The sequence below is a fragment of the Streptomyces sp. NPDC088730 genome (genome assembly GCF_044751215.1).
GTDB lineage: Bacteria > Actinomycetota > Actinomycetes > Streptomycetales > Streptomycetaceae > Streptomyces.
This window is the reverse complement of the sequence record NZ_JBIVLK010000004.1, coordinates 89,199-112,784: the sequence shown is the minus strand read 5'-3', so window position 1 is coordinate 112,784 and position 23,586 is coordinate 89,199. Positions and strand designations below refer to the sequence as shown.

General features: G+C 71.5%; 24 protein-coding genes and 1 riboswitch. Of the genes, 20 read left to right on the top strand and 4 right to left on the bottom strand.

The features are described from left to right. Positions 1-18: 18 nt before the first annotated feature. Together ACIP89_RS15620 and ACIP89_RS15615 are read left to right on the top strand one after the other, a co-directional pair. Positions 19-642: an ArsR/SmtB family transcription factor gene (locus tag ACIP89_RS15620; RefSeq protein WP_402115296.1), complete on the top strand. Its 624-nt coding sequence runs from the start codon at positions 19-21 to the stop codon at positions 640-642. A 68-nt stretch (positions 643-710) separates the two neighbouring features. Further along, positions 711-2,108, top strand: coding sequence for an MFS transporter (locus tag ACIP89_RS15615; protein ID WP_402115294.1), 1,398 nt, complete (start codon positions 711-713; stop codon positions 2,106-2,108). A gap of 8 nt (positions 2,109-2,116) precedes the next feature. Here the strand turns inward: ACIP89_RS15615 and ACIP89_RS15610 are convergent, their stop codons facing one another. Then, complete coding sequence (locus ACIP89_RS15610) at positions 2,117-2,524, bottom strand: ATP-binding protein (protein ID WP_402115292.1); 408 nt, start codon at positions 2,522-2,524, stop codon at positions 2,117-2,119. 161 nt (positions 2,525-2,685) lie between these two features. On the opposite strand from ACIP89_RS15610, the gene ACIP89_RS15605 reads away from it, so the two are divergent. Together ACIP89_RS15605 and ACIP89_RS15600 are read left to right on the top strand one after the other, a co-directional pair. Next, on the top strand, positions 2,686-3,228 hold the full coding sequence (locus ACIP89_RS15605; RefSeq protein ID WP_401926942.1) for a GntR family transcriptional regulator: 543 nt from the start codon (positions 2,686-2,688) through the stop codon (positions 3,226-3,228). Continuing rightward, on the top strand, positions 3,225-4,004 hold the full coding sequence (locus ACIP89_RS15600; protein ID WP_402115290.1) for a GntR family transcriptional regulator: 780 nt from the start codon (positions 3,225-3,227) through the stop codon (positions 4,002-4,004). Before ACIP89_RS15605 ends, ACIP89_RS15600 begins: the two co-directional genes overlap by 4 nt. 85 nt (positions 4,005-4,089) lie before the next feature. Here the strand turns inward: ACIP89_RS15600 and ACIP89_RS15595 are convergent, their stop codons facing one another. From ACIP89_RS15595 to ACIP89_RS15585, 3 genes are all read right to left on the bottom strand, one after another. Then, positions 4,090-4,710: an SGNH/GDSL hydrolase family protein gene (locus ACIP89_RS15595; RefSeq protein WP_402115288.1), complete on the bottom strand. Its 621-nt coding sequence runs from the start codon at positions 4,708-4,710 to the stop codon at positions 4,090-4,092. A 47-nt stretch (positions 4,711-4,757) separates the two neighbouring features. Then, on the bottom strand, positions 4,758-5,393 hold the full coding sequence (locus ACIP89_RS15590; RefSeq protein WP_402115286.1) for a hypothetical protein: 636 nt from the start codon (positions 5,391-5,393) through the stop codon (positions 4,758-4,760). A gap of 99 nt (positions 5,394-5,492) precedes the next feature. After that, positions 5,493-6,068 (bottom strand): TetR/AcrR family transcriptional regulator, encoded by a 576-nt coding sequence (locus ACIP89_RS15585; RefSeq protein WP_402115285.1) that lies wholly within the window; start codon positions 6,066-6,068, stop codon positions 5,493-5,495. 104 nt (positions 6,069-6,172) lie between these two features. Between ACIP89_RS15585 and ACIP89_RS15580 the strand changes: the two genes are divergently transcribed. The 16 genes from ACIP89_RS15580 to ACIP89_RS15505 all read left to right on the top strand — a co-directional run bounded on the left by ACIP89_RS15580 (position 6,173) and on the right by ACIP89_RS15505 (position 23,302). Next, entirely contained in the window at positions 6,173-7,039 is an 867-nt protein-coding gene (locus ACIP89_RS15580) for a hypothetical protein (protein ID WP_402115283.1), read from the top strand. Positions 7,040-7,174: 135 nt separating this feature from the next. Beyond that, positions 7,175-7,927, top strand: a complete 753-nt coding sequence (locus tag ACIP89_RS15575) for an HNH endonuclease family protein (protein WP_401926704.1) — start codon at positions 7,175-7,177, stop codon at positions 7,925-7,927. A 411-nt stretch (positions 7,928-8,338) separates the two neighbouring features. Further along, positions 8,339-8,995: a hypothetical protein gene (locus ACIP89_RS15570; protein ID WP_402115281.1), complete on the top strand. Its 657-nt coding sequence runs from the start codon at positions 8,339-8,341 to the stop codon at positions 8,993-8,995. Continuing rightward, on the top strand, positions 8,992-10,524 hold the full coding sequence (locus ACIP89_RS15565) for a protein kinase (RefSeq protein WP_401926700.1): 1,533 nt from the start codon (positions 8,992-8,994) through the stop codon (positions 10,522-10,524). The genes ACIP89_RS15570 and ACIP89_RS15565 overlap by 4 nt, the downstream gene beginning before the upstream one ends. Before the next feature lie 125 nt (positions 10,525-10,649). Further along, positions 10,650-11,624 carry a glycosyltransferase family 2 protein gene (locus ACIP89_RS15560; protein WP_402115280.1) on the top strand — a complete coding sequence of 325 codons (975 nt, stop codon included), beginning with the start codon at positions 10,650-10,652 and terminating at the stop codon, positions 11,622-11,624. After that, entirely contained in the window at positions 11,621-12,022 is a 402-nt protein-coding gene (locus tag ACIP89_RS15555) for a GtrA family protein (RefSeq protein WP_401926694.1), read from the top strand. Before ACIP89_RS15560 ends, ACIP89_RS15555 begins: the two co-directional genes overlap by 4 nt. 167 nt (positions 12,023-12,189) lie before the next feature. After that, positions 12,190-12,846, top strand: a complete 657-nt coding sequence (locus tag ACIP89_RS15550) for a SurA N-terminal domain-containing protein (protein ID WP_401926692.1) — start codon at positions 12,190-12,192, stop codon at positions 12,844-12,846. 31 nt (positions 12,847-12,877) lie between these two features. After that, the gene (locus tag ACIP89_RS15545; protein ID WP_402115279.1) at positions 12,878-13,840 is read left to right on the top strand and encodes a nucleoside triphosphate pyrophosphohydrolase; all 963 of its coding nucleotides are present in this window, start codon (positions 12,878-12,880) and stop codon (positions 13,838-13,840) included. Between the two features lie 29 nt (positions 13,841-13,869). Next, complete coding sequence (locus ACIP89_RS15540; RefSeq protein WP_401926687.1) at positions 13,870-15,183, top strand: cytochrome P450; 1,314 nt, start codon at positions 13,870-13,872, stop codon at positions 15,181-15,183. Between the two features lie 106 nt (positions 15,184-15,289). Continuing rightward, entirely contained in the window at positions 15,290-16,264 is a 975-nt protein-coding gene (locus ACIP89_RS15535; protein ID WP_402115277.1) for a transglycosylase family protein, read from the top strand. Positions 16,265-16,613: 349 nt separating this feature from the next. Next, a riboswitch (cyclic di-AMP (ydaO/yuaA leader) is annotated at positions 16,614-16,785 on the top strand. A 4-nt stretch (positions 16,786-16,789) separates the two neighbouring features. Next, complete coding sequence (locus ACIP89_RS15530; protein WP_401926682.1) at positions 16,790-17,533, top strand: transglycosylase family protein; 744 nt, start codon at positions 16,790-16,792, stop codon at positions 17,531-17,533. Between the two features lie 307 nt (positions 17,534-17,840). Continuing rightward, positions 17,841-19,121: a phosphopyruvate hydratase gene (gene eno / locus ACIP89_RS15525; protein WP_327337229.1), complete on the top strand. Its 1,281-nt coding sequence runs from the start codon at positions 17,841-17,843 to the stop codon at positions 19,119-19,121. A gap of 98 nt (positions 19,122-19,219) precedes the next feature. Beyond that, entirely contained in the window at positions 19,220-19,690 is a 471-nt protein-coding gene (locus ACIP89_RS15520) for a septum formation initiator family protein (RefSeq protein WP_073738483.1), read from the top strand. Between the two features lie 79 nt (positions 19,691-19,769). Continuing rightward, positions 19,770-20,309 (top strand): DUF501 domain-containing protein, encoded by a 540-nt coding sequence (locus ACIP89_RS15515; RefSeq protein WP_401926679.1) that lies wholly within the window; start codon positions 19,770-19,772, stop codon positions 20,307-20,309. A gap of 156 nt (positions 20,310-20,465) precedes the next feature. Next, positions 20,466-21,407 carry an exopolyphosphatase gene (locus ACIP89_RS15510; protein WP_402115275.1) on the top strand — a complete coding sequence of 314 codons (942 nt, stop codon included), beginning with the start codon at positions 20,466-20,468 and terminating at the stop codon, positions 21,405-21,407. 509 nt (positions 21,408-21,916) lie between these two features. Next, complete coding sequence (locus ACIP89_RS15505; RefSeq protein ID WP_073738486.1) at positions 21,917-23,302, top strand: NAD(P)/FAD-dependent oxidoreductase; 1,386 nt, start codon at positions 21,917-21,919, stop codon at positions 23,300-23,302. The last annotated feature ends 284 nt before the right edge of the window (positions 23,303-23,586 follow it).

Genomic DNA, 23,586 nt, shown 5'->3' with positions numbered 1-23,586 from the left:
AGAGGAAACTCTCACGTCATGGACTCCGGTAACCGCATGGGCGACCTCGAAATCACCGACCCGCAGACGATGCGCGCCCTCGCGCACCCCGTGCGCCTCGCGATCCTCGAACGGCTGGGCCGGGACGGTCCGGCGACCGCGACCGAGCTGGCGCCGGACGTCGGGGCGACCCCTTCGGTGACCAGCTGGCACCTGCGACACCTCGCGACGTTCGGCCTGGTACGGGACAGCGCGCCCGGCCCGGACCGCCGCAGCCGCCGCTGGGAGGCGGTGGCACGCGGATTCCGGTTCGAGGAGTCGCGGGACCCGGCGGACGACGAGGGCCGCTCGGCGGCCCGGGAGCTCTCCCGGCAGATGTTCCTGCGCTACGCGGACGTCCCGGTCCGCTGGTCGGCCGAGGTCGAACCCGGACTCGATCCCGCGTGGCGCAGGGCCGCCGGGCTCGCCCACACCCGGATCAGGGTCTCCGCGGAGGAACTCGCCGCCATCCAGGACGGGATCGAGCGCGTCCTCGCGCCGTACGTCACCCGCGACCCGGCCGACCGCCCGGACGGCAGCCGTGACGTCGTGCTGATGCGCTACGCCCTGCCGGAGGGCGAAGGGGAGGAACCGGACGAGGGCCCGGCGGAGCGGACGCCGTGAACGGCGCGGACGGGGGGAGCGGCGCGGACGGGGCGTCGGGCGCGGAAGCCGTGCGCGCGAGGGACGGGATGAGCGGAACGGGAGGCGTGAGCGGCGCGGACGGGGGAAGCGGAACGAACGCCGTGCGCGGTGCGGACAGGGCGTCGGGTGCGGACGGGGCCCCCGCCCTACCGCCGTCGCTGTGGCGGGACCGGCGGTTCACCCGGTTCTGGGCGGGCAACTCCGTCTCGCAGTTCGGTGACCGGATCACCGAACTGGCCCTGCCCCTGATCGCCGTCGGCGCGCTGAACGCCTCGGCCAACCAGGTGGCCTGGCTGACCGCGCTCATCTGGACCCCCAACCTGCTCGCGATACTTCTGGGCGCCTGGGTCGACCAACAGCCCCGCAAACGCCGCCTGATGATCCTCGCGGACCTCCTGCGCGCGGCCGTCCTGCTGAGCCTGCCGGCCGCCTACGCGCTCGGCGCGGTGACGCTCGCGCACCTGTACGCGGTGGCGGTGCTGGCGGGTGCGGCGGGGGTGCTGTTCAACACTTCTTACCCGCCGTTCTTCGTACGCCTCGTCCCGCGCGCCTCCTACGTGGACGCGAACAGCAAGCTCAGCACCAGCCGTTCGGCGTCCTACGTCGTCGGCCCCGCGATCGGCGGCGCTCTGGTCCAGGCGCTCACCGCACCCGTGGCCATCGTGGTGGACGCGCTGACCTTCCTGGCCTCCGCGGTGCTGATCGGCAGGATCCCGGACGAGGAGCGGCGGCCGCCGGCCACCGCGGACCCGGACGCGCCCTCCCTGGCGCGGCGCGCCGGGGAAGGCCTGGCGTTCGTCGTGCGTCACCCGGTGCTGCGGGCCTCGCTCGGCTGCGCGGCCACCGTCAACTTCTTCACGTTCGTGGCGGGCAGCGGGCTCCTCGTGCTGTTCGCCAGCCGGAGCCTGGGCCTCTCGGCGGGCACGATCGGCCTCGCCCTCGGGGTGGGGGCGACCGGCGCCCTGCTCGGCGCGGTGTGCGCCCCCGCGATCTCACGGCGACTGGGCGTGGGGCGCAGCATCGTCGCGGGCGCGGTCCTGTTCCCGGCGCCGATCGCCATCGCCGCCGCGGCGGACGGTCCCGTCTGGCTCCGCGCGGGGGCGCTGGCCGGGGCGGAGTTCCTCTCCGGATTCGGCGTCATGCTCTTCGACATCAACCTCAACTCCCTCCAGGCATCGGTGATCCCCGACGGGATGCGCAGCCGCGTCGCGGGGGCGTACAGCACGATCAACTACGGCATCCGCCCCCTCGGCGCCGTCGCGGGCGGCCTGCTCGCCACCCTCGTCGGGCTGCGGCCGACCCTGCTCGTCGCCGCGGTCGGCGGAGCCCTGTCGGTGCTCTGGCTGCTGCCGTCCCCGATACCGGGCATCCGCTCGCTGGCGCCGGACACCGCTGCGAGCGCGGTTGGCGAGGCGGAGGGCGAGAGCCGGCCGGTGGCCGGATGACGCGGCGGTCACGAGGGTGCGGGTTCGGGCGTGGTCGGCGTCTTGAAGACCAGCCATACGGTCTTGCCGACGACGTGATCATCGATTCCGAAGTCGTCGGCGAGTTCGCGTACGAGGTGTAACCCGCGTCCGGAGCAGGCGTCGTTGTCCGGCTGCCGCACCACCGGTAGGCCGGGCCCGCTGTCGCGGACCTCCAGGCGCACCAGTCCCTCGCCCCGGTGGATTCCGACACTGAATTCGCGGCCGGGCGGCACCCCGTGCAGCAACGCATTGGTGGCGAGCTCTGACACGCACAGCTTTATGTCCTGGACCAAGGGGCGGAGCTCCCACTTGAGGAGGGTGCTCGTGACGAAGTCGCGTGAGGCACCAACAGAGGCGCGCCTGCGGGGAAAGCGTTGTTGCTGAGACAGGGACACGGTGGTTCACCGCCTTGCTCGCGGAACGTAGTGTGGTGGCGACTGTATTGCTATTCGCGAAAAGCAGCAAGGTGAAATCGATGAGGGCGCCGCCTGGGTCGCCTACCGTGTGATGCGGCAGGCTGGTGCGGGTCTCGATGTTGGCTGTGGAGGAGAACGGCATGGGCGGCAGTGAATGGATCAGTACTTCGGTGCCTTATCTCGCCGCGCCTTCCGGAGCTCCGGTCGACGCGTGGGCTGCGGAAGCCGCCGCCGAGGGGCGTCGGGGTGGTCAGCGCATCGTTCGGGCGGGCGAGGTGGAGGCGCCGGAAGCCGTCGCGGAGCTGCTGGGGCTGTCCGCCGGACAGCGCGTCGTCGCTCGGCGCAGGATCATGTTCCTCGACGGTGAACCTTGCGAGTTGACGGATACGTACTACCCCGTGGACATCGCGGGCGGTACCGGTCTGGCCGGTACCGCCAAGATCCCGGGCGGGGCGGTCAGACTGCTCGCGGACCTCGGGCATGTGGGCGTCCGGGTGCGCGAGGAGGTGACCGCGCGGCCGGCGACCGGGCCCGAGCGGGAACAACTTCGGCTGGAGGCGGGGGAACCCGTGCTGCAACTGACCCGGCTCACGCTGAACGACGCGGACCGGCCCATCCAGGTCGACATCATGGCGATGCCGCCGCGACGCCAGAAGCTGCGGTACGAGATCAGGATCGGATGACTGTGCCCAGACCCGAAGCGGATGCCGTCGACCGCCGCTCGCTGCACGAACGGATCGCGGCCGACCTCAGGGACGAGATCATGAGCGGGGATCTCGCCCCCGGCGCCAGTCTGCCGTCCACCGTGCACCTCAAGGAACGGTTCGGTGCCTCGAACGCGACTGTGCAGAAGGCTCTGCGACTGCTCAAGGAGGAACAGCTGGTGATCGGCAGGGCCGGTGCCGCCGTAACGGTCCGCGAGCATCGCCAGCGAACGGTCCGCCCGGCCTCGTACATGGCGCCGGCGGGTTCGGGAGAGCCGTACCGCTGGCTGACCGAGGCCGCCAGGACGGGCTCCCGAGCACACAGCACGCTGCTTGAAGTGGCCGAGTGCGCACCTCCGGCGGACGTCGCCGAGGCCCTTCGCCTGCCGGACCGCGGCACCGCACTTCTGCGGCGTCAGCTTCTCGTGATCGATGACGAACCGGCCGAACTCGTGGCGTCGTACTACCCACTGGAGATCGTCGCCGGTACGGCGATGACGGGGCGCCGAAAGATTCCCGGCGGCACACCCACCCTGCTCGCGGAACTGGGCTACCCGCCGCGACTCAGCGTGGACCGGGTCTCGGCGCGGGTACCCACCCATGAGCAGTACCAGGCGCTGCGGCTGCCCGGTGGACTGCCCGTTCTGCGGACGCTGCGCGTCGTCTACAGCGAGGCCGAACGGCCCATTGAGGCGACCGTCATGGTGAAGGCCGGCCATCTGTACGAGTTGCAGTACGAGTTCACGGCGGAGTGAGGCGGGGCGGGGAGCGGTGCCGCGGCTCTGTCCACCCGGCGCGTACCCCGGCCCCGCCGCCGGGCGGCAGCGGGGCCGGAGCCCGTCAGAGGCCGCTCAGGTCCAGGGCGTCGGCCATCGCGTGGTAGCCCGCGTCGTTCGGGTGGAGGTGGTCGCCCGAGTCGTAGGCGGGGGCGATCCTGGTCCGGTCCGCGGGGTCGGCCGTGGCGTGGTCGAGGTCGGCCACCGCGTCGTACTCGCCGGAGGTGCGGATCCAGTGGTTGACGGCTACGCGCTTGGCCTCGTTGGCGGGGCTGTCGTAGGCCGAGCCGCCGATGGGGGTGAGGGTCGCGCCGATCGCCCTGATGCCCTTGGCGTGGGCCTGGCGGATCAGTGAGCGGTGTCCGGCGATCAGCTGGGCGACGGAGACCTCGGGGCTCGGGGTGCCCACGGCGCCCGTGCCGGCGGCGCCGATGTCGTTGATGCCCTCCAGCACGATGACCGTGCCCACGCCGGGTTCACCGAGCACGTCCTTGCGGAAGCGGGCCACCGCCTTCTCCCCGGCCCACTCCGTGTCCTGGGTGACCTGGTTGCCGGCGATCCCCTGGTTGACGACGCTGCGCGGCCTGCCGGCGGCCACGAAGCGCTCGGCCAGCTCGTCGGGATAGCGGTTGTCCGCGTCCGGGGTGGACCCGACGCCGTCGGTGATGGAGTCACCGAAGGCCACCACGCCGTTCCGGGGTGCCGGACGGCCGCCGCTGACCTCGACGCCGGTCAGGTAGTACGAGGAGTCGCTGGTCTCCGTGAACGCCGTGCCCGCGCGGTCGGAGCGGTGGTCGCCCGCGCCCGGTAGCTCGTGGACGAGGAGATCAGGTGGAAGGTGGCCGGTCCGGTCGGCTCGGCCAGGTACAGCGTGACGGTCAGCGACTCAAGGGCCCCGGTCCTGAACGGCAGGGCGTCACTGGTCAGTTCCGCACCCGCCGGGACGGTCGTCGAGCGGTGTCCCCCGAAGGACAGCTGCCGGAGCGAACCCGGCGTCACCGAGGCCCCGTTGTCCGTGCGGCCCACGGTCGCGCCGGTGATCCGCAGCGGGGTGCTGCCGTAGCGGTTGGACAGCTCGACGCGGGCCCGGGTCCCGCCGGTGCTGACCCGTACCACCTGGCGCACCGTCTGGTCCGCGAAGCCCTGTTGCGACCAGTTCGGTCCGAAGGGCGCGGCCGGGGCCTGCGGCGAGGTAGCCCAGCCGCCCTGCCAGTGGTCGTGGTCGCGCTGGGACGAGGTGCCGGGCCCGGACGTCGCGGCATGTGCCGGTCCGGTGAGCCCCTCCCCGCCGGCGACCGGCAGTAGCGTCAGTGCGGCCGCGGTCAGCATCGTGGCAGCCGTGCGCCGTGCTGCGTGCGTGGTTCTCATGTTCCCCACCCTGTCGTCTTCCGAAGTCCATGTTGCCGATCACGTGCGCACGACACGGTCAAGCGTCGGCCGGCTCCGGCTATTCCCCTGGGGTGAGGGTCAGTTGGCCCCGTCCGCCTCGAATATCAGAGCGGCCAGTGCCCGGAACACCTCCTCCGGATCCCGCTCGCCCACCGCGCCGACCAGGTTGCCGCTCAGCAGCAGGGTGGCGAAGCCGTGGGCCAGGGACCAGGCGGCCGTGCCCGCGAGCCGGGGGTTCTCGCCGCGGCGTACGGCGGGGAGCCCGCTGATACCGGCCCGCAGTTCCGTCGACGCCCGGTCCTTCGCCGCCACCAGTTCCGGGTCCTCCGCGCGGAAGAGCTCCGGCCGGAACATCACCTGGAAGTGCGCCGGGTGCTCGGTGGCGAACCGCACGTACCGCACGCCGCGCTCCCGCAGGTCCGGGGCGTCGGCCAGGGCGTCCGCGAAGAGCTCGTAGCCCTCGGTGGCGATGGCGGTGAGCAGCCCCGTGCGGTCCTTGAAGTGGTGGGCGGGGGCGGCGTGCGAGACACCCGCCCGGCGGGCCAGGTCGCGCAGGCTCAGCGCGCCGGGGCCCTCGGTGCGGATGACGTCCAGCGCGGCGGTGAGGACGGCCCGCCGCAGATCGCCGTGGTGGTAGGTGCGGGTGCTGGTCATGGCAGCAGATTACGCAGAATCTAGGCATTGACAAGTTGTTGGGGGAGGGGCAGTCTGAGGATCTAGTCACTGGAAAGATTCAGAGCGGCGCGGAAGGCGGAGACATGTACGAGGAGTTGGGGCGCGCACGGCAGATGTGGCACCTTCTGGAGCCCCTGCACGCTGTTCTCTACTACGCGCCGGAGGCCTTCGAGGAGGCCGCCGCGCTCGGCTACCGGACCGACGAGCGCTGGCCGAGCTACTTCGCCTGGCGGGCGGCGCCGCTCGGGGACGCGAGCGCCGCCCGGGTCGCCGGGGTGTTCTACAGCTTCAGCCCGGCCATGGTGGACGAACACGTGCCCGCCGCCTGGTCCGTCGCCTCGTCCGACGCCGTGCTCGCGGCCCGCACCAGGGCCGTCGACCGCGCGTACCGGACGCTGCTGGGGGAGGCGTGCGCCGCACCGGACACGGCAGAGGCCGTCGCGCTGCTGCGCCGCGTCACGGATGCGGTCGACACGGCGAACTGCCCGCTCGCCGCGGCCAACGCCGCACTGCCCTGGCCGGACGAACCCCACCTCGCGCTCTGGCGGGCCGCGACCGTCCTGCGCGAGCACCGCGGCGACGGGCACCTCGCGGCGCTCGCCCACGCGGAGCTCGACCCGGTCGAGTCGCTGGTCTCCTTCGCGGCCGTCGGCGCGGCGGCACCCGAGGTGTTCGCGAGCCGCGGGTGGGGCGCGGAGGAGTGGGACGCGGCCCGGCAACGGCTGTTCAAACGCGGTCTGTTGACGGACGACGGTACGGCGACCGAGGCGGGCCGGGCGCTGCGCGCCGAGGTCGAGCGGCGTACGGACGAGGCTGCCGCCGCCCCGTGGCGGGAGCTCGCGGGCGGGGAGCGGGAGCGGCTCGTGGAGCTGCTCGGGCCGTTGTGGGTGGCGGTGATCGGGTCCGGGATGCTGCCGTCCGAGACGACGCTGGGCATCGGAAAGGTGTGATTCGGGCCGCATCCGGGGTGAACGGCGGTCATGAACACGTCGTGGCGGGGAAGACGTCCATAGAATTCCCGAGTTGGTTCGGCTTTCTCCCCGTCAGGACGGCTTCGAGTGATATCTCCCCGCGCATACCGAGTGATGGTGCCCGCCCTCGGCATGGCCGCTGTGCTGGCCCTGACGGGCTGTGACCCCGAGAAGATCGCCTCCGGTGCCGAGTCGCCGGGCACCGGATCGAACGGCGGCGGCCCCGTCACCGGCTTCGGTGCCAGGCCGCTCGACAACGCCGACGGTACGAAGCCCGGCCTGGCGCCCCTCACCTCGGACCAGGACCGGGCGGCGGCCCGGAAGGTCATCGAGAAGGTGGCCACCAAGGGGCGCGGCCCGAAGACCGGATACGAGCGGGACAAGTTCGGGTACGCCTGGAAGGACTCCGTCGACGGCATACCGCTCTCCCACAACGGCTGCGACACCCGTAACGACCTGCTGGCCAGGGACGGCAAGAAGGTCGTGCTCAGGTCGGGTTCCAAGTGCGTGGTCGTCTCGATGACCCTCAAGGACCCGTATACCGGCAAGGCCATCGAGTGGCGCAAGCAGCAGGCCACCAAGGTCCAGATCGACCACGTCATGCCGCTGTCGTACGACTGGCAGATGGGCGCCGCCCACTGGAACGAGGCCAAGCGGCAGCAGATCGCCAACGACCCGCTCAATCTCATCCCGGTGGACGGACCGGCCAACAACGCCAAACGCGACTCGGGCCCGGCGTCCTGGCTGCCGCCGTACAAGCCGGTCCGGTGCTCGTACGCGCTGCGGTTCGCCCAGGTCTCGCTGAAGTACCGGCTGCCGGTCACCACGGCCGACAAGAAGGTCATGCTGGAGCTGTGCGGCGGCTGACGGCTCCGGCCGGCCGGGTGCGGGACCTGTCCCGCCCGGGTCGCGGCCGGGCGGGACAGGCCTGAGTACAAGCGCCCCCGGCCGCGGGGGACTCCCTGGCCGGCAGATCGACACCCTTCCGGGGCCGGGGATGCCGCGGCCGGTCCCCGTCCGGACCCCGATCTCCAGCCCGGCGGGGTTTCGTCATCGGCCACCCGAGGGCCACCACGCCCGGCGACCGCCCAGCGCGAAGCGGCTCCAGGGTGTTCGTCCGGATCAGGCCGGATCAGGGAGCGATCAGGGAAGCGGGGCGTACGGAACCACAACGGTTCCGCACACCCCGGCACGCCGGCCCGCGCCGCCCTCTACCCTCGGAGCTGCGCGTACGCCCGTGTGCGCGGACCTTCCACGACCAGGTGTCCAGGAGCAGCCATGTACGCGCCGGGTTATCCGCAGAGCGTTCCGCCCAGAATCCCGGGGCGCGCCTGGATCGTGTCGATGCGGGTGCTGTTCTGCGCGCTCTCGGTGTTCTCCGTCGGGATGCTGCTCTGGGCCCCGCTGCTCCGGCTCGCGATCGTGCGCCGCAGGGCCTCCGACTGGTGGCTGACGGGCGGCGCGTTCGCGTTCGTCGTCGCGGTCATGATGGGCATCGGCCGGGACGAGGGCGATGCGCACGGCATCGACTTCGTCCTCATACCCCTGCTGCTCCTGGCGATGGTGGCCGCTCCCGTGTACTACCTCGTCGCTGACATCCGCCACTACGGGCCGCACGGGGCGAAGCAGCACGCCATGGGCGGATACGTACCGCCGGCGCCCGGATACGCGTACGCGACCACCACCCCGGTGACCGGAAAGCCGGGCCCCGCCGCGCAGCCACCGCACCAGCAGCAGACCTTCCCGCAGCAGCCCGTCGCGCAGCAGACCTTCCCGCAGCAGCAGTACGGGCAGCAGCAGGCCCCGCCGCACACCCCGGCACCGCCGCACACCCCGTACCCGCAGCAGCTCCACCCGCAGCCCCAGCGCATCGACCAGGTCCGCGCCGAACTCGACGAACTCAGCGACTACCTCCGCAAGGAGGAAGGCCGGTGAGCGGTCGCGTCATCGGCGGGCGCTACGAGCTGGCGGCCATCCTCGGCCAGGGCGGCATGGGCCAGGTCTGGACGGCCTACGACCAGCGACTGGACCGCCGGGTCGCCGTCAAGCTGCTGCGCCCGGACCGGGTCACCGGCCCCATGGGCAGCGAGGCGGCCGCCGAACTGCGCAGCCGCTTCGTCCGCGAGTGCCGCGTCACCGCCCAGGTCGACCACCCCGGCCTGGTCACCGTCCACGACGCGGGCAGCGACGGCGACGAGCTCTTCCTCGTCATGAGTCACGTCGAGGGCACCGACCTCGCCGACCACCTCGCCGAGCACGCCCCGTACCCCTGGCAGTGGTCCGTCGCCGTCGCCGCCCAGCTCTGCGCCGTCCTGAGCGCCGTGCACGCGGTGCCGATCGTCCACCGCGACCTGAAGCCCCGCAACGTGATGGTGCGCCCCGAAGGCACCGTCCTCGTCCTGGACCTCGGGGTCGCCTCCGTCCTGGACACCGACACCACCCGCCTCACCCACACCGGCTCACCCATCGGCTCCCCGGCCTACATGGCCCCCGAGCAGGCGATGGGCGGCGCCGTCGGCCCCTACACCGACCTGTACGCACTCGGCGTCCTGCTCCACGAACTCCTCAGCGGCGACGTGCCGTTCGCCGGCTCCACCGCACTGGGCGTGCTCCATCGCCACCTCTACGAAGCGCCCGTCCCCGTCCGGCAGCTCCGGCCCGACATCCCCGAGGCGCTCGAAGCGCTCGTGCTGCGGCTGCTCGCCAAGGACCCGCAGCACCGCCCGTCCGGCGTCCAGGAGGTCTACGAGAGCCTCGCCCCGCTGCTCCCCGTCCGGGGCGGCGGACTGCCCGGCGGGCCGCTCGACCCGACCCGCCCCTTCCTGCGCCCGCACGCCCCGTGGCCCGACCGCGCCACCACCCCGCCCGCCGCCGCCCCCGCACCGGCGCCCGCCCGGCCCGATGTCGCCGCCGCCGTCGACGAGGTCAAGAAACTCCTCGGCGAAGGCCGGATCACCCACGCCGTCGACCTGCTCGGCGGCATCCTCCCGGCCGCCGCGGAACAGCACGGCGAGAGCTCCCCGGTCGTCCGCATCCTGCGCAAGCAGTACGCGGCGACCCTGATGGACGACGGCCAGTACCGCCGCGCCCTGCCCGAACTGCGCCGCCTCGCCGACGACCGCGCCGCGGAGGCCGGACCCGCCGACCCGCAGACCCTCCAGTTCCGCCAGGACACCGCGCAGTGCCTGGAGCAACTGGGCGAGCCCGCCGCCGCGCTCGCGGAGTACCGCGCCGTCCTCCCGTACTACGAGAACCGCTACGCGACGGGCGACGACCCGGCCCGCTCCTACGAGATCCGCCACCGCATCGGCCACCTCCTGCTCGCGCTCGGGGACCACGCGGCGGCCATCGGCGGACTCCAGTCGCTGCTCTACGACACCGAGCGCAGATACGGCCCGAACCACCCGCTGCCCGCCGAACTGCGCCGGCAGCTGGACCGCCGCCGCAAGGTCCGGGGCGGCTGACGGCCTCGTTCCGCGGAAGGGCCGGGCGGCTGAATCCCGGTCCTCACGGGCCAGTTCACCCAATGGTCGCCCCCGGGCCACACCCGGCATCCGCTCCCGACACATTGACCGGCTGGTCTGCATGGGTGCTGATCTCGCTGGTGGTGCCCTGCTTCAACGAGCAGGAGATACTCGAACGCTTCCATGAACGCGTGACGGATGAGATGACCCGGCTGGGTCATGAGTTCCAGCTCGTCTACGTGGACGACGGGAGCGCGGACCGGACCCTGCCGATCCTGCGGCAGCTGGCCGCCGCCGACCCACGGGCCCGCTACGTCTCCTTCAGCCGCAACTTCGGCAAGGAGGCCGCCATGCTGGCCGGCCTCCAGCACGCCGAGGGCGACGCCGTCGTCATCATGGACGCCGACCTCCAGCACCCGCCGGAGCTCGTCGGCCGCATGCTGGAGGAACACGCGCACGGCTACGACCAGGTCATCGCCCGGCGCACCCGCAAGGGCGACCGCGTCACCCGGACACTCACCGCACGCGCCTACTACTGGCTCATCAACCACCTCGTCGACGTCGAACTCGTCGACGGAGTGGGCGACTTCCGGCTGCTGTCCCGGCGGGCCGCCGACGCCGTACTCGAACTCACCGAGTACAACCGCTTCTCCAAGGGCCTCTTCGCCTGGGTCGGCTTCCCCACCACGACGTTCAGCTACGAGAACGCCGTCCGGGAGGAGGGCCGGTCCGCCTGGACCTTCGGAAAGCTGCTCAACTACGGACTCGACGGGCTGCTCTCGTTCAACAACAAGCCGCTGCGCGCAGCGCTCTACCTCGGCCTGCTGCTGCTGTCCCTCGCCCTCGCCTACTCCGGGTGGATCGTCGGCGTCGCCCTGGTGAAGGGCGTCGACACCCCCGGATACGTCACCCTCCTCGTCGTCGTCACCGCCCTCGCCGGGGTCCAGATGGTGATGGTCGGGGTGGTCGGGGAGTACGTCGGCCGGATCTACTACGAGGTGAAGCGCCGCCCGCACTACCTGGTACAGGCCACCAACACCGGAACCCGCGGACCGGCATCCGAGCCGGAGCGGGAACCCCTGGAGTTCGTACGCCGATGACGGTCAAGGCACAACTGGCCCGCTTCGCCCTCGTAGGCGCCGTGAACACCGCCACGTACTACGGCTGCTACCTGGTCCTGCTGCACTGGCTGCCGTACATAGCGGCGCACGTGCTGGCCTTCGCGCTCAGCATGACCGGCTCGTTCTTCCTCAACTCGTACTTCACCTACCGGACCCGGCCCACCTGGCGGAAGTTCCTGCTCTTCCCGCTCACCAACGCCGCCAACTTCGTCATCACCACCGGCGGCGTCTACCTGCTCGTCGACCTGGCCGGATTCAGCAGCCGGTACGCCCCGCTGGTCGCGGCGGCGGCCGCCATCCCGATCACCTTCGTGGTCTCGCGCACGATCATGCTGCGGCCGGAGGCACCCCGGAACCCCTCGGTACCGGCCCGCTGACCAGTGCGCCGACCGGGCCCCCGGGGAGCCCACATCCCCAACTCCTCCCGAATCGTTGGTCGAATCAGCTGAATCAGCCGAATCAGTGGCTCAGACCTGTTCCACTGCCTAACATCGATCAACGCAAGGCCTTGTGCACCGCCGCACAATCTCCTCGGGAGGCTCCTTTGCACCGCCGCCGTCGCACCGCGCTCACCGTCTCCGCCGTGACCCTCGTCGCAGCGCCGCTCCTCTCCGCCTGCGGCAGCCAGGCCCACCCCGGCGCCGCAGCCGTCGTGGGCGGCGACCGGATCGCGGTGTCCACCGTGCAGGCCCAGGTGGCGGACGTGCGCGACGCCCAGGACAGCTCGAAGCAGACGGCGCAGACCACCGACCAGTCCGGCCAGCTCGTCCGCGCCAAGCTGCACGGGATCATCCTGGACCGGGTCCTGGACCGGGCCTCCGCGGACGCCGGGGTCACCGTCAGCCGCGCCGAGATCCAGCAGATGCGCCAGTCGGCCGTCGCCCAGTACAAGGGGGAGAAGGGGCTGCGGGCCGCGGTGCTCCAGGAACGCTGGATCTCCCCGGGCCAGATCGACTCCTTCCTGCGCGAGCAGATCCAGCTGACCAAGCTCTCCCAGGCGCTCGGCGCGGACCCGTCGACCCCGGCCGGCACGAAGATCCTCGGCGACGCGCTGACGAAGGCCTCCAAGGCCCTCAAGGTCGACGTCAACCCGCGCTACGGCAGCTGGGACAACAAGCAGATCCAGCTCGCGGACTACAAGGCCCCCTGGATCAACCAGGTCACCAAGTCCGCCCAGGCACCCGCGGAGGCCGGGGCGTAGCAGCGGCCGGGCGGCCGGGTAGATTCGCAGCGTGAACGCTGAAGACCCCGGCCGTATCGTCCTGCTCACCGCCAGCCACCGCGTCGCGCCCGGACTGCTGTCCTGGCCCGCGTGGCAGACGCTGCACGCCGCGGACCGGGTGCTCTGCGGGGAGCCCGGCCAGCCGCAGCTGCCGTATCTGCGCGAGGCGGGCGTCACCGTCGAACCGGCCGTCCCGGACGCCGAGGAGCTCGTCGCCTCCTGCGCCGGGGGCCGGACCGTGGTCGTCCTCACCGGCGGCGAGGGCAACCAGCCGCTGACCGACGGGCTGGCGAGGCTGGCCGGTTCGGGGCGGGTGCGGATGCCGGACCTGGAGCTGCTGCCCGGCTCGTACGATCTGCCGGGCGCCCGGCTCCTCGATCTCGTCCAGGTCATGGACCGGATCAGGATCGAGTGCCCCTGGACCTCGCAGAAGACCCACGAGGGCCTCGCCAAGTACGCCATCGAGGAGGCGTACGAGCTCGTCGAGGCGATCGAGGACGGCACCCGCGAGGAGCTGCGCGAGGAGCTCGGTGACGTACTGCTCCAGGTGGTCTTCCACGCGCGCATCGCGCAGGAGGACGAGCAGGAGCCCTTCTCGGTGGACGACGTCGCCGCCACGCTCATCGAGAAGCTGATCCACCGCCACCCGCACGTCTTCGGCGACGAGACCGCCGAGACCCCGGAGGACGTCCACGCGCACTGGCTGCGGACCAAGGCGGTCGAGAAGCAGCGCGAGTCCGTCACCGACGGGGTACCGCTCGGCCAGCCCGCCCTCGCGCTCGCCGCGAAGCTGGCCGGCCGCGCCCGCACCGCCGCACTCGACGTGCCCCTCCCCGAGGGCGACGGCATCGGCTACCGGCTCCTCGCCCTGGCCGTCCGCGCCCAGGAGGACGGCACCGACCCGGAGGCCGCCCTGCGCGCGGCGGGCCGCGCCTACCGGGACGCCATCAGGGCGGCGGAGGGCAACGGATAGCGGCACCGGGCAGCGGATAACGTCGGGGGGTGAACGACAGCCCCGCCGACACCTGCCCCGCCCACCCGGCCGACGCCGTGCCGCCCGCCCCGGAACTCTTCACCTGGGAGTTCGCCACCGACCCGTACCCCGCGTACGCCTGGCTGCGCGAGCACAGCCCGGTGCACCGCACCACGCTGCCCAGCGGGGTCGACGCCTGGCTCGTCACCCGGTACGCCGACGCCAGGCAGGCCCTCGCCGACACCCGGCTCTCCAAGAACCCCGCACACCACGCCGGACCGGCGCACGCCAAGGGCCGCACGGGCATCCCGGGCGAGCGCAAGGCGGAGCTGATGACGCATCTGCTGAACATCGACCCGCCCGACCACACCCGGCTGAGGCGTCTCGTGTCGAAGGCGTTCACGCCCCGGCGCATCGCGGAGTTCGCGCCGCGCGTGCAGGAGCTGACGGACCGCCTCATCGACTCCTTCGTCGAGAAGGGGCAGGCGGACCTCATCCACGAGTTCGCCTTCCCCCTCCCCATCTACGCGATCTGCGACCTGCTGGGCGTCCCGCCCGAGGACCAGGACGACTTCCGGGACTGGGCGGGCATGATGATCCGCCACGGCGGCGGCCCCAGGGGCGGGGTGGCACGTTCCGTGAAGAAGATGCGCGGATATCTGCTCGAACTCATCCACCGCAAGCGCGAGAACCCCGGGGACGACCTGATCTCGGGCCTGATCCGGGCGAGTGACGACGGCGAGCACCTGACCGAGAACGAGGCCGCCGCGATGGCCTTCATCCTCCTGTTCGCGGGCTTCGAAACGACCGTCAACCTCATCGGCAACGGCGTCCACACCCTGCTGGGCCATCCGGAGCAGCGCGAACGGCTCCAGCGTTCCCTGGCGGCGGGCGAGACGGAGCTGCTGGCCACCGGTGTCGAGGAACTGCTGCGGTTCGACGGTCCGGTGGAGCTGGCGACCTGGCGTTTCGCCACCGAGGCGCTGACGATCGGCGGGCAGCGGATCGCGGAGGGGGACCCCGTGCTCGTGGTGCTCGCCGCCGCGGACCGGGACCCCGAGCGGTTCGACGCTCCCGGCACGCTGGACCTCGCGCGGCGTGACAACCAGCACCTCGGCTACGGGCACGGCATCCACTACTGCCTGGGAGCACCGCTCGCCCGGCTGGAGGGACAGGCCGCGCTCGCCACGTTGCTGAAACGCCTTCCGGACCTGCGACTTGCGGGTGAAGCTGCCGATTTGCGCTGGCGCGGCGGGCTCATCATGCGCGGACTGCGGACGCTTCCGGTGGAGTTCACCCCCGGGTTCACCGGCAAGCAAAGTGACACTCTGTCAACTCTGTGACTTCGGCGTGATCTCCGCTGCATCGACTTGTGACACACGTTCGAGTCCCGCTAGGTTCACCGTTCGACTCACCAGTCACCTCGTCAGTCACACGGAAGGCATTCCCATGGGCTCCGCGAACGGCAGACACCGTCGCCCTCGGCAGGCACCCGCGATCATCGTCGCCGCAGGCGTGACCGGCTCGGCCATCGCCATCCCGCTGCTCGGCGCGGCCGGTGCGCACGCCGCCGACGCCTCGACCTGGGACCGGGTCGCGGAGTGCGAGAGCGGCGGCATGTGGAGTGCCGACCTCGGTAACGGCTTCTACGGCGGCCTGCAGTTCTCGCAGGAGGTCTGGAAGTCCTACGGCGGCGAGGCGTACGCCCCGCGTGCGGACCTCGCCAGCCGCTCGCAGCAGATCGCCGTGGCGGAGAAGGTGCTGGGTGATCAGGGGCCGAAGGCGTGGCCCAGTTGCGCCGTCATCTCCGGCCTCACCCCGGAGGGCTCCCTGCCGGGTGTCGACCCGGGCGTCGATCCGGCCGCCACCCCGTCCGCGGACCCGGCCGGGAGCGCGGACCCGGCCGAGGGTGCGGACCCGGCCGCGACGGCCGATCCGTCGGAGAGCGCGGACCCGGCGGACGGCGCGGCCGGGGACACCGCGAAGACCCCGTCGGACGACGCCGCGTCGGACCCGGCGGGCAAGGGCGGTGGGCCGGATGCCTCGGCCTCCCCGGACGCCACGCCCCCGGCGGCCGGCTCCTCCGGCGCGGGTGACCGGGCCGGCGGCCCGGACGGGTCCTCCCCGGCCGCGGAGGCGGGCGGCAGGCACCGCGGCGCGCCGGCCCCGGAGCGGACCGGTGACGGCCGGGACGCGGGTCGGCACGCCTCGCGCGGGGACGCGGACGGACGCGGCACGGGCGCGCCGGCCGCCGACGGCACGTACACCGTCCGGCCCGGCGACAGCCTCTGGGCGATCGCCGACGCGCAGGAGCTGCCCGGCGGCTGGACCGGGCTGTACGAGGCCAACAAGGCGGCCGTCGGCTCCGACCCCGACCTCATCCTCCCTGGCCAGCACCTCGATCTCGGCGTGAAGACCGGCTGAGACCGCCGGGCGCGGACGGTGGTGGAAGCAGGCGTGGAAGCCGCCGTGAAAACGGTCTGATCAACAGCTGAAGACACCTCGAACCTGGGGTACTTAAGAGGCCTATGTCCCACTTTTGACTAAGTGAGACATGGGTCTCTTCGCGTGAACCGGCGCGTCTTGTCCGGGAGGTCCTCCCGCATCCGCTCCGACCTGCGCAAACAGGTGTTAATCCTATGCAATTAAGGGCTGTTTATCCGGTATGTCCTTCTTTGAATGTAGGGGTTGGGTGTGTTTACGGTCAGAACCGCTCGCACCGCGGGCCCCGTCGACCGTCACGCCGAATCCTGCCGTCGGTCGAAGGGAACAGACGCGTAAAGCGCCGTAGGCAGGAGCGGGGGACCCAGGTAAGTGCCGGGCCCGATCGTCGCAAGACGCATCAGGACCGGCTTGGGGTTAAGTCGTGCGCTAGGACGTGCGACCGGGCAACTCACTTGGCCCGAACCCGACAGCTCACCTCGCAGGCGTCGGTGAGGAGAAGTCTCGATGCTGCTCAACAGCAAGGGCAACAAGCACCGCCGCCCGTCCAAGGCCGTCCGTATCGCCACGCTCGCCGGTGTGACCGGTGCCGCCATCGCCGTGCCCCTGATGGGTGCCACCGGCGCCTCCGCCGCCTCCGTCTCCACGTGGGACGCGGTCGCCCAGTGCGAGTCCGGCGGCAACTGGTCCATCAACACCGGCAACGGCTACTACGGCGGCCTGCAGTTCTCGCAGTCCAGCTGGGCCGCCGCCGGCGGTACGCAGTACGCGCCCCGTGCCGACCTGGCCAGCAAGGCCCAGCAGATCGCGGTCGCCGAGAAGCTCCTCGACATGCAGGGACCGGGCGCCTGGTCCTGCGCCGGTGCCGGCAACCTGAGCAACGACGGTGTCGACCCGGGCGTCGACACCGGCTCCAGCGCCCCCAAGGCGGAGGCCGCTCCCAAGCAGGAGTCCGCTCCGGCGCAGCAGGCCGAGCCGAAGAAGGCCGAGCGCACCGAGGCCCCGGCCACCAACCGCTCGGACCGCTCGACCGCCCCCGAGGCCGAGAAGAAGACCGTGACCACCCCGACCGGCGAGAAGGTCAAGAAGGGTGACGGCGAGTACAAGGTCGTCACCGGCGACTCGCTGAGCAAGATCGCGGCCGAGCACAAGGTCAAGGGCGGCTGGCAGAAGCTGTTCAAGCTCAACAAGGACATCGTCAAGGACGCCGACATGATCTTCCCGGGTCAGCAGCTCCACCTGGTGAAGTAGTCCGGCACTCTCCTCGCCGATCTCCCCGGCCCGGTTCGCGTCTTCCCCCCACGCGTGCCGGGCCGGGGTCCGTCGGTCGCCCGTCCGGCGGCCCGGTGGCCGGTGGATTGCCTGCCGACCGTTCAACTGTTGTCGTTACTGGTCAGTAAATTTCTGGCCTTTCATCCCGCTATCACCGCTCTTGGGTCCTTTTTCGTCCCAGGGGACGGGCGGGCGGCCGACTGATACGGCCGAGCCGGTTAGGCTCTTGTCGCAAGGCCAAAGCGACCCTGCACCACCTGCGTCATATCCCAGAAGGAGATGCCTCGTGCCGTCCATCGACGTCGTCGTAGCCCGGGAAATCCTCGACTCCCGGGGCAACCCCACGGTCGAGGTCGAGGTTGGCCTCGACGACGGCAGCACGGGCCGTGCTGCCGTTCCGTCCGGAGCCTCCACCGGTGCGTTCGAGGCCATTGAGCTTCGCGACGGTGACCCCAACCGCTACCACGGGAAGGGCGTCGAGAAGGCGGTCCTCGCCGTGATCGAGCAGATCGGCCCGGAGCTCGTCGGCTACGACGCGACCGAGCAGCGGCTGATCGACCAGGCCATGTTCGACCTGGACGCCACGGAGAACAAGGGCTCGCTCGGCGCCAACGCCATCCTCGGCGTCTCGCTCGCCGTCGCGCACGCCGCGTCCGAGGCCTCGGACCTGCCGCTGTTCCGCTACCTCGGTGGCCCGAACGCGCACCTGCTGCCCGTCCCGATGATGAACATCCTCAACGGTGGGTCGCACGCCGACTCCAACGTGGACATCCAGGAGTTCATGATCGCCCCGATCGGCGCGGAGTCCTTCTCCGAGGCCCTGCGCTGGGGCGCCGAGGTCTACCACACGCTGAAGAAGGTCCTGAAGACCAAGGGCCTGTCCACCGGTCTCGGTGACGAGGGCGGCTTCGCGCCGAACCTGGAGTCCAACCGCGCCGCGCTCGACCTCATCGTCGAGGCCATCAAGGAAGCCGGTTACGCCCCCGGCAAGGACATCGCGCTCGCGCTCGACGTCGCCGCGTCCGAGTTCTACAAGGACGGCACGTACGAGTTCGAGGGCAAGTCCCGCTCGGCCGCCGAGATGACCGAGTACTACGAGGAGCTCGTCGACGCGTACCCGCTGGTCTCCATCGAGGACCCGCTGTACGAGGACGACTGGGCCGGCTGGAAGGTCATCACCGACAGGATCGGCGCCAAGGTGCAGATCGTCGGGGACGACCTCTTCGTCACCAACCCGGAGCGCCTGGCCCGCGGCATCGAGGAGGGCTCCGCCAACGCCCTGCTCGTCAAGGTCAACCAGATCGGCTCGCTGACCGAGACCCTGGACGCCGTCGAGCTCGCCCAGCGCAACGGCTTCAAGTGCATGATGTCCCACCGCTCCGGCGAGACCGAGGACGTCACCATCGCCGACCTCGCGGTCGCCGTGAACTGCGGCCAGATCAAGACCGGCGCCCCGGCCCGTTCGGACCGCGTCGCCAAGTACAACCAGCTGCTGCGCATCGAGGAGATCCTCGACGACGCCGCGGTGTACGCGGGCCGCTCGGCGTTCCCGCGGTTCAAGGGCTGACAAGCCCGACCGGGTCCAGCGACCCGGCCTCCGTCCGTCCCCGCACTCGGTCCCGTACCGTGTGCGGGGACGGACGTGCGTAATGGGGAGGCGGAGACATGGCCGCGAAGGACCGGGACCGGTTCTCCACCGCGACCCGGCTGAGGCTGCTCGGTGAGCAGACCGCAGCCCGCGTCTACCGGTCCCAGAGCAAGCGCCAGGCCCGCCGCTCCCGCCTGACCGGCCGGGCGGCCTTCCTGGCCCTGGTGGTCTGCTCCCTGGTCGTCGCCCTCGCGTATCCGATGCGGCAGTACGTGTCGCAGCGCGACGAGATCGCGGACCAGGAGCGGCTCGCGCAGGAGGCCGAGGCGCGCACGGAGGAGCTGCGCGACGAGAAGGCGCGCCTCCAGGACGACGCGTACATCAAGCGGCTGGCCCGCGAGCACCTGCACTACCTTCTTCCGGGAGAGACCAGCTACACCGTGGTCGATCCCGACGCGGTCAAGGAGCGCAACGGAGTGCCGGACGAGTCCGGCCGGCCGTGGCACTCCAACCTGTGGGACGGCGTCGACAGCGCCGACCGGGGCTGACCCGCGGTCCGTCATTTCGCATTTCACCGTCCGTCTGCGGCACCGCGGTCCGGGCGGCCCGATCAGAACCTAGGCAGGCATGGAAACGCCCCCTCCCCAGACCGAGTCCACCGCGCCCACCGACGCGGACATCGCCGCGTTCCAGCAGCAGCTGGGGCGCCCGCCGCGCGGGCTGCGCGCCATCGCGCACCGCTGTCCGTGCGGCAACCCGGACGTGGTCGAGACGCAGCCCCGGCTGGAGGACGGTACGCCGTTCCCGACGACGTTCTACCTGACGTGCCCGCGTGCGGCGTCCGCGATCGGCACGCTGGAGGCGAACGGGGTCATGCGGGAGATGACCGAACGCCTCGGTAAGGACCCGGAGCTGGCGGCCGCGTACCGGGCCGCACACGAGGACTACATCGCGCGGCGCGACGCGATCGAGGTGCTGGAGGGCTTCCCGAGCGCGGGCGGCATGCCGGACCGGGTGAAGTGCCTGCACGTGCTCGTGGGGCACTCGCTGGCCGCCGGGCCGGGTGTGAACCCGCTGGGGGACGAGGCGATCGCGATGCTGCCGGAGTGGTGGCGCAAGGGCCCGTGCGTGTCGCCGTGCGGCGCGGGTGACGGGGACGAGGGCTGAGGCTCCCCCCTCGGGGGCTCCGGCCCCCGGACCCCCGCTCCTCAATCGCCGCAGGGGCTGGGAGGCATGACGCGTCGGAGGGGCCCGGAGCCATGACGTGTCGCAGGGAGCTGGAGACGTGGGGCGGCGGGGCTTGGAGAAGAGAGGCTTGAGGACATGACGCGTGTGGCCGCCATTGACTGCGGTACCAACTCGATCCGGCTGCTGGTGGCGGATGCCGACCCCGCCACCGGGGAGTTCGCCGAGCTCGACCGGCGGATGGAGATCGTCCGGCTCGGCCAGGGCGTCGACCGGACCGGGCGGCTCGCCCCCGAGGCGCTGGAGCGGACGTTCGCCGCGTGCCGGCGGTACGCGGCGGTGATCAAGGAGCACGGTGCGGAGCGGGTCCGCTTCGTCGCGACCTCCGCCTCCCGGGACGCGGAGAACCGGGACGACTTCGTCCGCGGGGTGCTGGACATCCTGGGCGTCGAGCCCGAGGTGATCAGCGGTGACCAGGAGGCGGAGTTCTCCTTCGCCGGGGCCACCAAGGAGCTGGCCGGGCGCGACGACCTCGCGAAGCCGTATCTCGTCGTGGACATCGGCGGCGGCTCGACCGAGTTCGTCGTCGGCGACGACCGGGTGCGGGCCGCCCGGTCCGTGGACATCGGCTGCGTCCGGATGACCGAGCGCCATCTCGCGCGGGACGGAGCGGTCATCGACCCGCCCACGCCGGAGGCGGCCGACGCGATCCGTTCGGACGTCGCCGCCGCCCTGGACCTGGCCGGGCGCAGCGTCCCGCTCACCGGGGCGGGCACGCTGGTGGGGCTCGCCGGCACGGTCACCACGGTGGCCGCGATCGCGCTGGGCCTGGAGGAGTACGACTCCGCGGCGATCCACCACTCCCGGGTCTCCCTGGAGCGGGTCCGGGAGATCACCGGGCGGCTGCTGTCCTCGACCCACGCGGAGCGTGCCGCGATCGGCGCGATGCATCCGGGGCGGGTCGACGTGATCGCCTCCGGGGCGCTGATCCTGCTGGCCGTCATGGAGCGGACCGGGGCCCGTGAGGTGGTCGTCAGCGAGCACGACATCCTCGACGGGATCGGCTGGTCCATCGCGTAGCGCGGTCCCGCGGACGCGATCCGGGGAGTGGCGCGGCTCAGCGCCCTCCTGAGGGCTGCGCGCGCGGCCCTGGGGGCCCCGTGCCGACGGGCGCGGGAACGTTGCTCATACGCATTCCTGCCTGCACCTTTGAGCCGCTCAGGGCCACCCGGGGGAGCCCTTCCGGGACACGCCGCGACGAAGTTCGTGAACTTCTTCACAAGGAATTGGGTCCCTAGGGGCGGACTTCTGCTCCGGACGGGCCCCCGGGAGCGTGTGCGGGGTCACTCGCGGCGGGAACGGGGTGGTTCCGGGGGTGTTGCGGGCGTGTGAACCGAGCGGGTGGTTCACCTCGCCCGGTGGCTCAAGGGCCAGCTCACAAGCGGTGAACAACGTTCGCCACGGTGCTGTGGTTCCCTGCCGGGGCCATGACCTGGGTCACGTGGGCGGCGAAGTGTAGCAGAGGGTGGGCCATACCTTGTGAAGGGGCTCACGAGCTCCCTGCCGGGGAGGGGTGGATACTCGATGGCATGAGCACCACGGAGCGTCCCAGGATCCTCGTAGTAGGCGGTGGGTACGTAGGCCTGTACGCAGCTCGGCGCATCCTCAAGAAGATGCGCTACGGAGAGGCGACCGTCACGGTCGTCGACCCCCGGTCGTACATGACCTACCAGCCCTTCCTCCCCGAAGCTGCTGCCGGCAGCATCTCGCCCCGGCACGTCGTCGTCCCGCTGCGACGCGTGCTGCCGAAGGCCGAGGTCCTCACCGGCCGCGTCACGACCATTGACCAGGACCGCAAGGTCGCCACGGTCGCGCCGCTCGTCGGCGAGGCCTACGAGCTGCCCTTCGACTACCTGGTCATCGCGATGGGCGCCGTCTCGCGCACCTTCCCGATCCCCGGCCTGGCCGAACAGGGCATCGGCATGAAGGGCATCGAGGAGGCCATCGGCCTGCGCAACCACGTACTGGAGCAGCTGGACAAGGCTGACTCGACGACCGATGAGGATGTCCGCCGCAGGGCGCTCACCTTCGTCTTCGTGGGCGGCGGGTTCGCCGGCGCGGAGACCATCGGCGAGGTCGAGGACATGGCCCGCGACGCGGCGAAGTACTACACGAACGTGAAGCGCGAGGACATGCGCTTCGTGCTCGTCGACGCCGCCGACAAGATCCTTCCCGAGGTCGGCCCGAAGCTGGGCACCTGGGGCCGGGAGCACCTGGAGTCCCGTGGTGTCGAGGTCTTCCTCTCGACCTCCATGGACTCCTGCGTCGACGGTCACGTGGTGCTGAAGAACGGCCTGGAGGTCGACTCCAACACCATCGTGTGGACGGCCGGCGTGAAGCCGAACCCGGCGCTGGCCCGCTTCGGCCTGCCGCTCGGTCCGCGCGGTCACGTGGACACCTCGGAGAAGCTCCAGGTGCAGGGCACCGACTACATCTGGGCCGCGGGCGACAACGCCCAGGTTCCCGACCTGGTCGGCCGCAAGGCCGGCAACCCGAACGCCTGGTGCCCGCCGAACGCCCAGCACGCGCTGCGTCAGGCCAAGGTCCTCGGTGACAACGTCATCTCCGGGATGCGCGGCTTCCCGCAGGCCGACTACAGCCACGCCAACAAGGGTGCGGTCGCCGGTCTGGGCCTGCACAAGGGCGTCGCGATGATCGTCGTCGGCAAGATGAAGATCAAGTTCAAGGGCCGTCTCGCCTGGTACATGCACCGTGGCTACCACGGCATGGCGATGCCGACCTGGAACCGCAAGATCCGGATCTTCGCCGACTGGACGCTCGCGATGTTCCTCAAGCGCGAGGTCGTCTCGCTCGGCGCCATGGAGACGCCGCGCGAGGAGTTCTACGAGGCCGCCAAGCCGGCTCCGGCCCCCGCCGCCGCCCAGCCGGTGGCGGAGAAGGCCAAGGCCTCCTAGCGCGCCCCGGACCGGGGGCCAGTACCTCCCGGTCCGCCCGCGGATACCCGTATCCGCACACAGCAGTCGCACAACGCCCGAAGGGGCCGTCCGCCATCCGTGGTGCGGGCGGCCCCTTCGGCGTATCGGGGACGGGCGGGGCGGGGCACGGTACAGGGGGAGCGGGGCCAGTGACCCGGCGGATGCGTGGTTCATACAGGTATTTTGCCGATCCATTGCGCGGTAGCGGGATGGCCAGGCCGCCGGAAACTGTTGTGGGGGGTGTACCTCGCCGCGCCGCCAAC

Coding starts and splice junctions, on each gene's coding strand:
- ACIP89_RS15620 (WP_402115296.1), top strand. CDS start 19: ATGGACTCCGGTAACCGCATGGGCGACCTCGAAATCACCGACCCGCAG.
- ACIP89_RS15615 (WP_402115294.1), top strand. CDS start 711: ATGAGCGGAACGGGAGGCGTGAGCGGCGCGGACGGGGGAAGCGGAACG.
- ACIP89_RS15605 (WP_401926942.1), top strand. CDS start 2,686: ATGGGCGGCAGTGAATGGATCAGTACTTCGGTGCCTTATCTCGCCGCG.
- ACIP89_RS15600 (WP_402115290.1), top strand. CDS start 3,225: ATGACTGTGCCCAGACCCGAAGCGGATGCCGTCGACCGCCGCTCGCTG.
- ACIP89_RS15590 (WP_402115286.1), bottom strand. CDS start 5,393: ATGAGAACCACGCACGCAGCACGGCGCACGGCTGCCACGATGCTGACC.
- ACIP89_RS15585 (WP_402115285.1), bottom strand. CDS start 6,068: ATGACCAGCACCCGCACCTACCACCACGGCGATCTGCGGCGGGCCGTC.
- ACIP89_RS15580 (WP_402115283.1), top strand. CDS start 6,173: ATGTACGAGGAGTTGGGGCGCGCACGGCAGATGTGGCACCTTCTGGAG.
- ACIP89_RS15575 (WP_401926704.1), top strand. CDS start 7,175: ATGGTGCCCGCCCTCGGCATGGCCGCTGTGCTGGCCCTGACGGGCTGT.
- ACIP89_RS15570 (WP_402115281.1), top strand. CDS start 8,339: ATGTACGCGCCGGGTTATCCGCAGAGCGTTCCGCCCAGAATCCCGGGG.
- ACIP89_RS15555 (WP_401926694.1), top strand. CDS start 11,621: ATGACGGTCAAGGCACAACTGGCCCGCTTCGCCCTCGTAGGCGCCGTG.
- ACIP89_RS15535 (WP_402115277.1), top strand. CDS start 15,290: ATGGGCTCCGCGAACGGCAGACACCGTCGCCCTCGGCAGGCACCCGCG.
- ACIP89_RS15530 (WP_401926682.1), top strand. CDS start 16,790: ATGCTGCTCAACAGCAAGGGCAACAAGCACCGCCGCCCGTCCAAGGCC.
- ACIP89_RS15520 (WP_073738483.1), top strand. CDS start 19,220: ATGGCCGCGAAGGACCGGGACCGGTTCTCCACCGCGACCCGGCTGAGG.
- ACIP89_RS15515 (WP_401926679.1), top strand. CDS start 19,770: ATGGAAACGCCCCCTCCCCAGACCGAGTCCACCGCGCCCACCGACGCG.
- ACIP89_RS15510 (WP_402115275.1), top strand. CDS start 20,466: ATGACGCGTGTGGCCGCCATTGACTGCGGTACCAACTCGATCCGGCTG.
- ACIP89_RS15505 (WP_073738486.1), top strand. CDS start 21,917: ATGAGCACCACGGAGCGTCCCAGGATCCTCGTAGTAGGCGGTGGGTAC.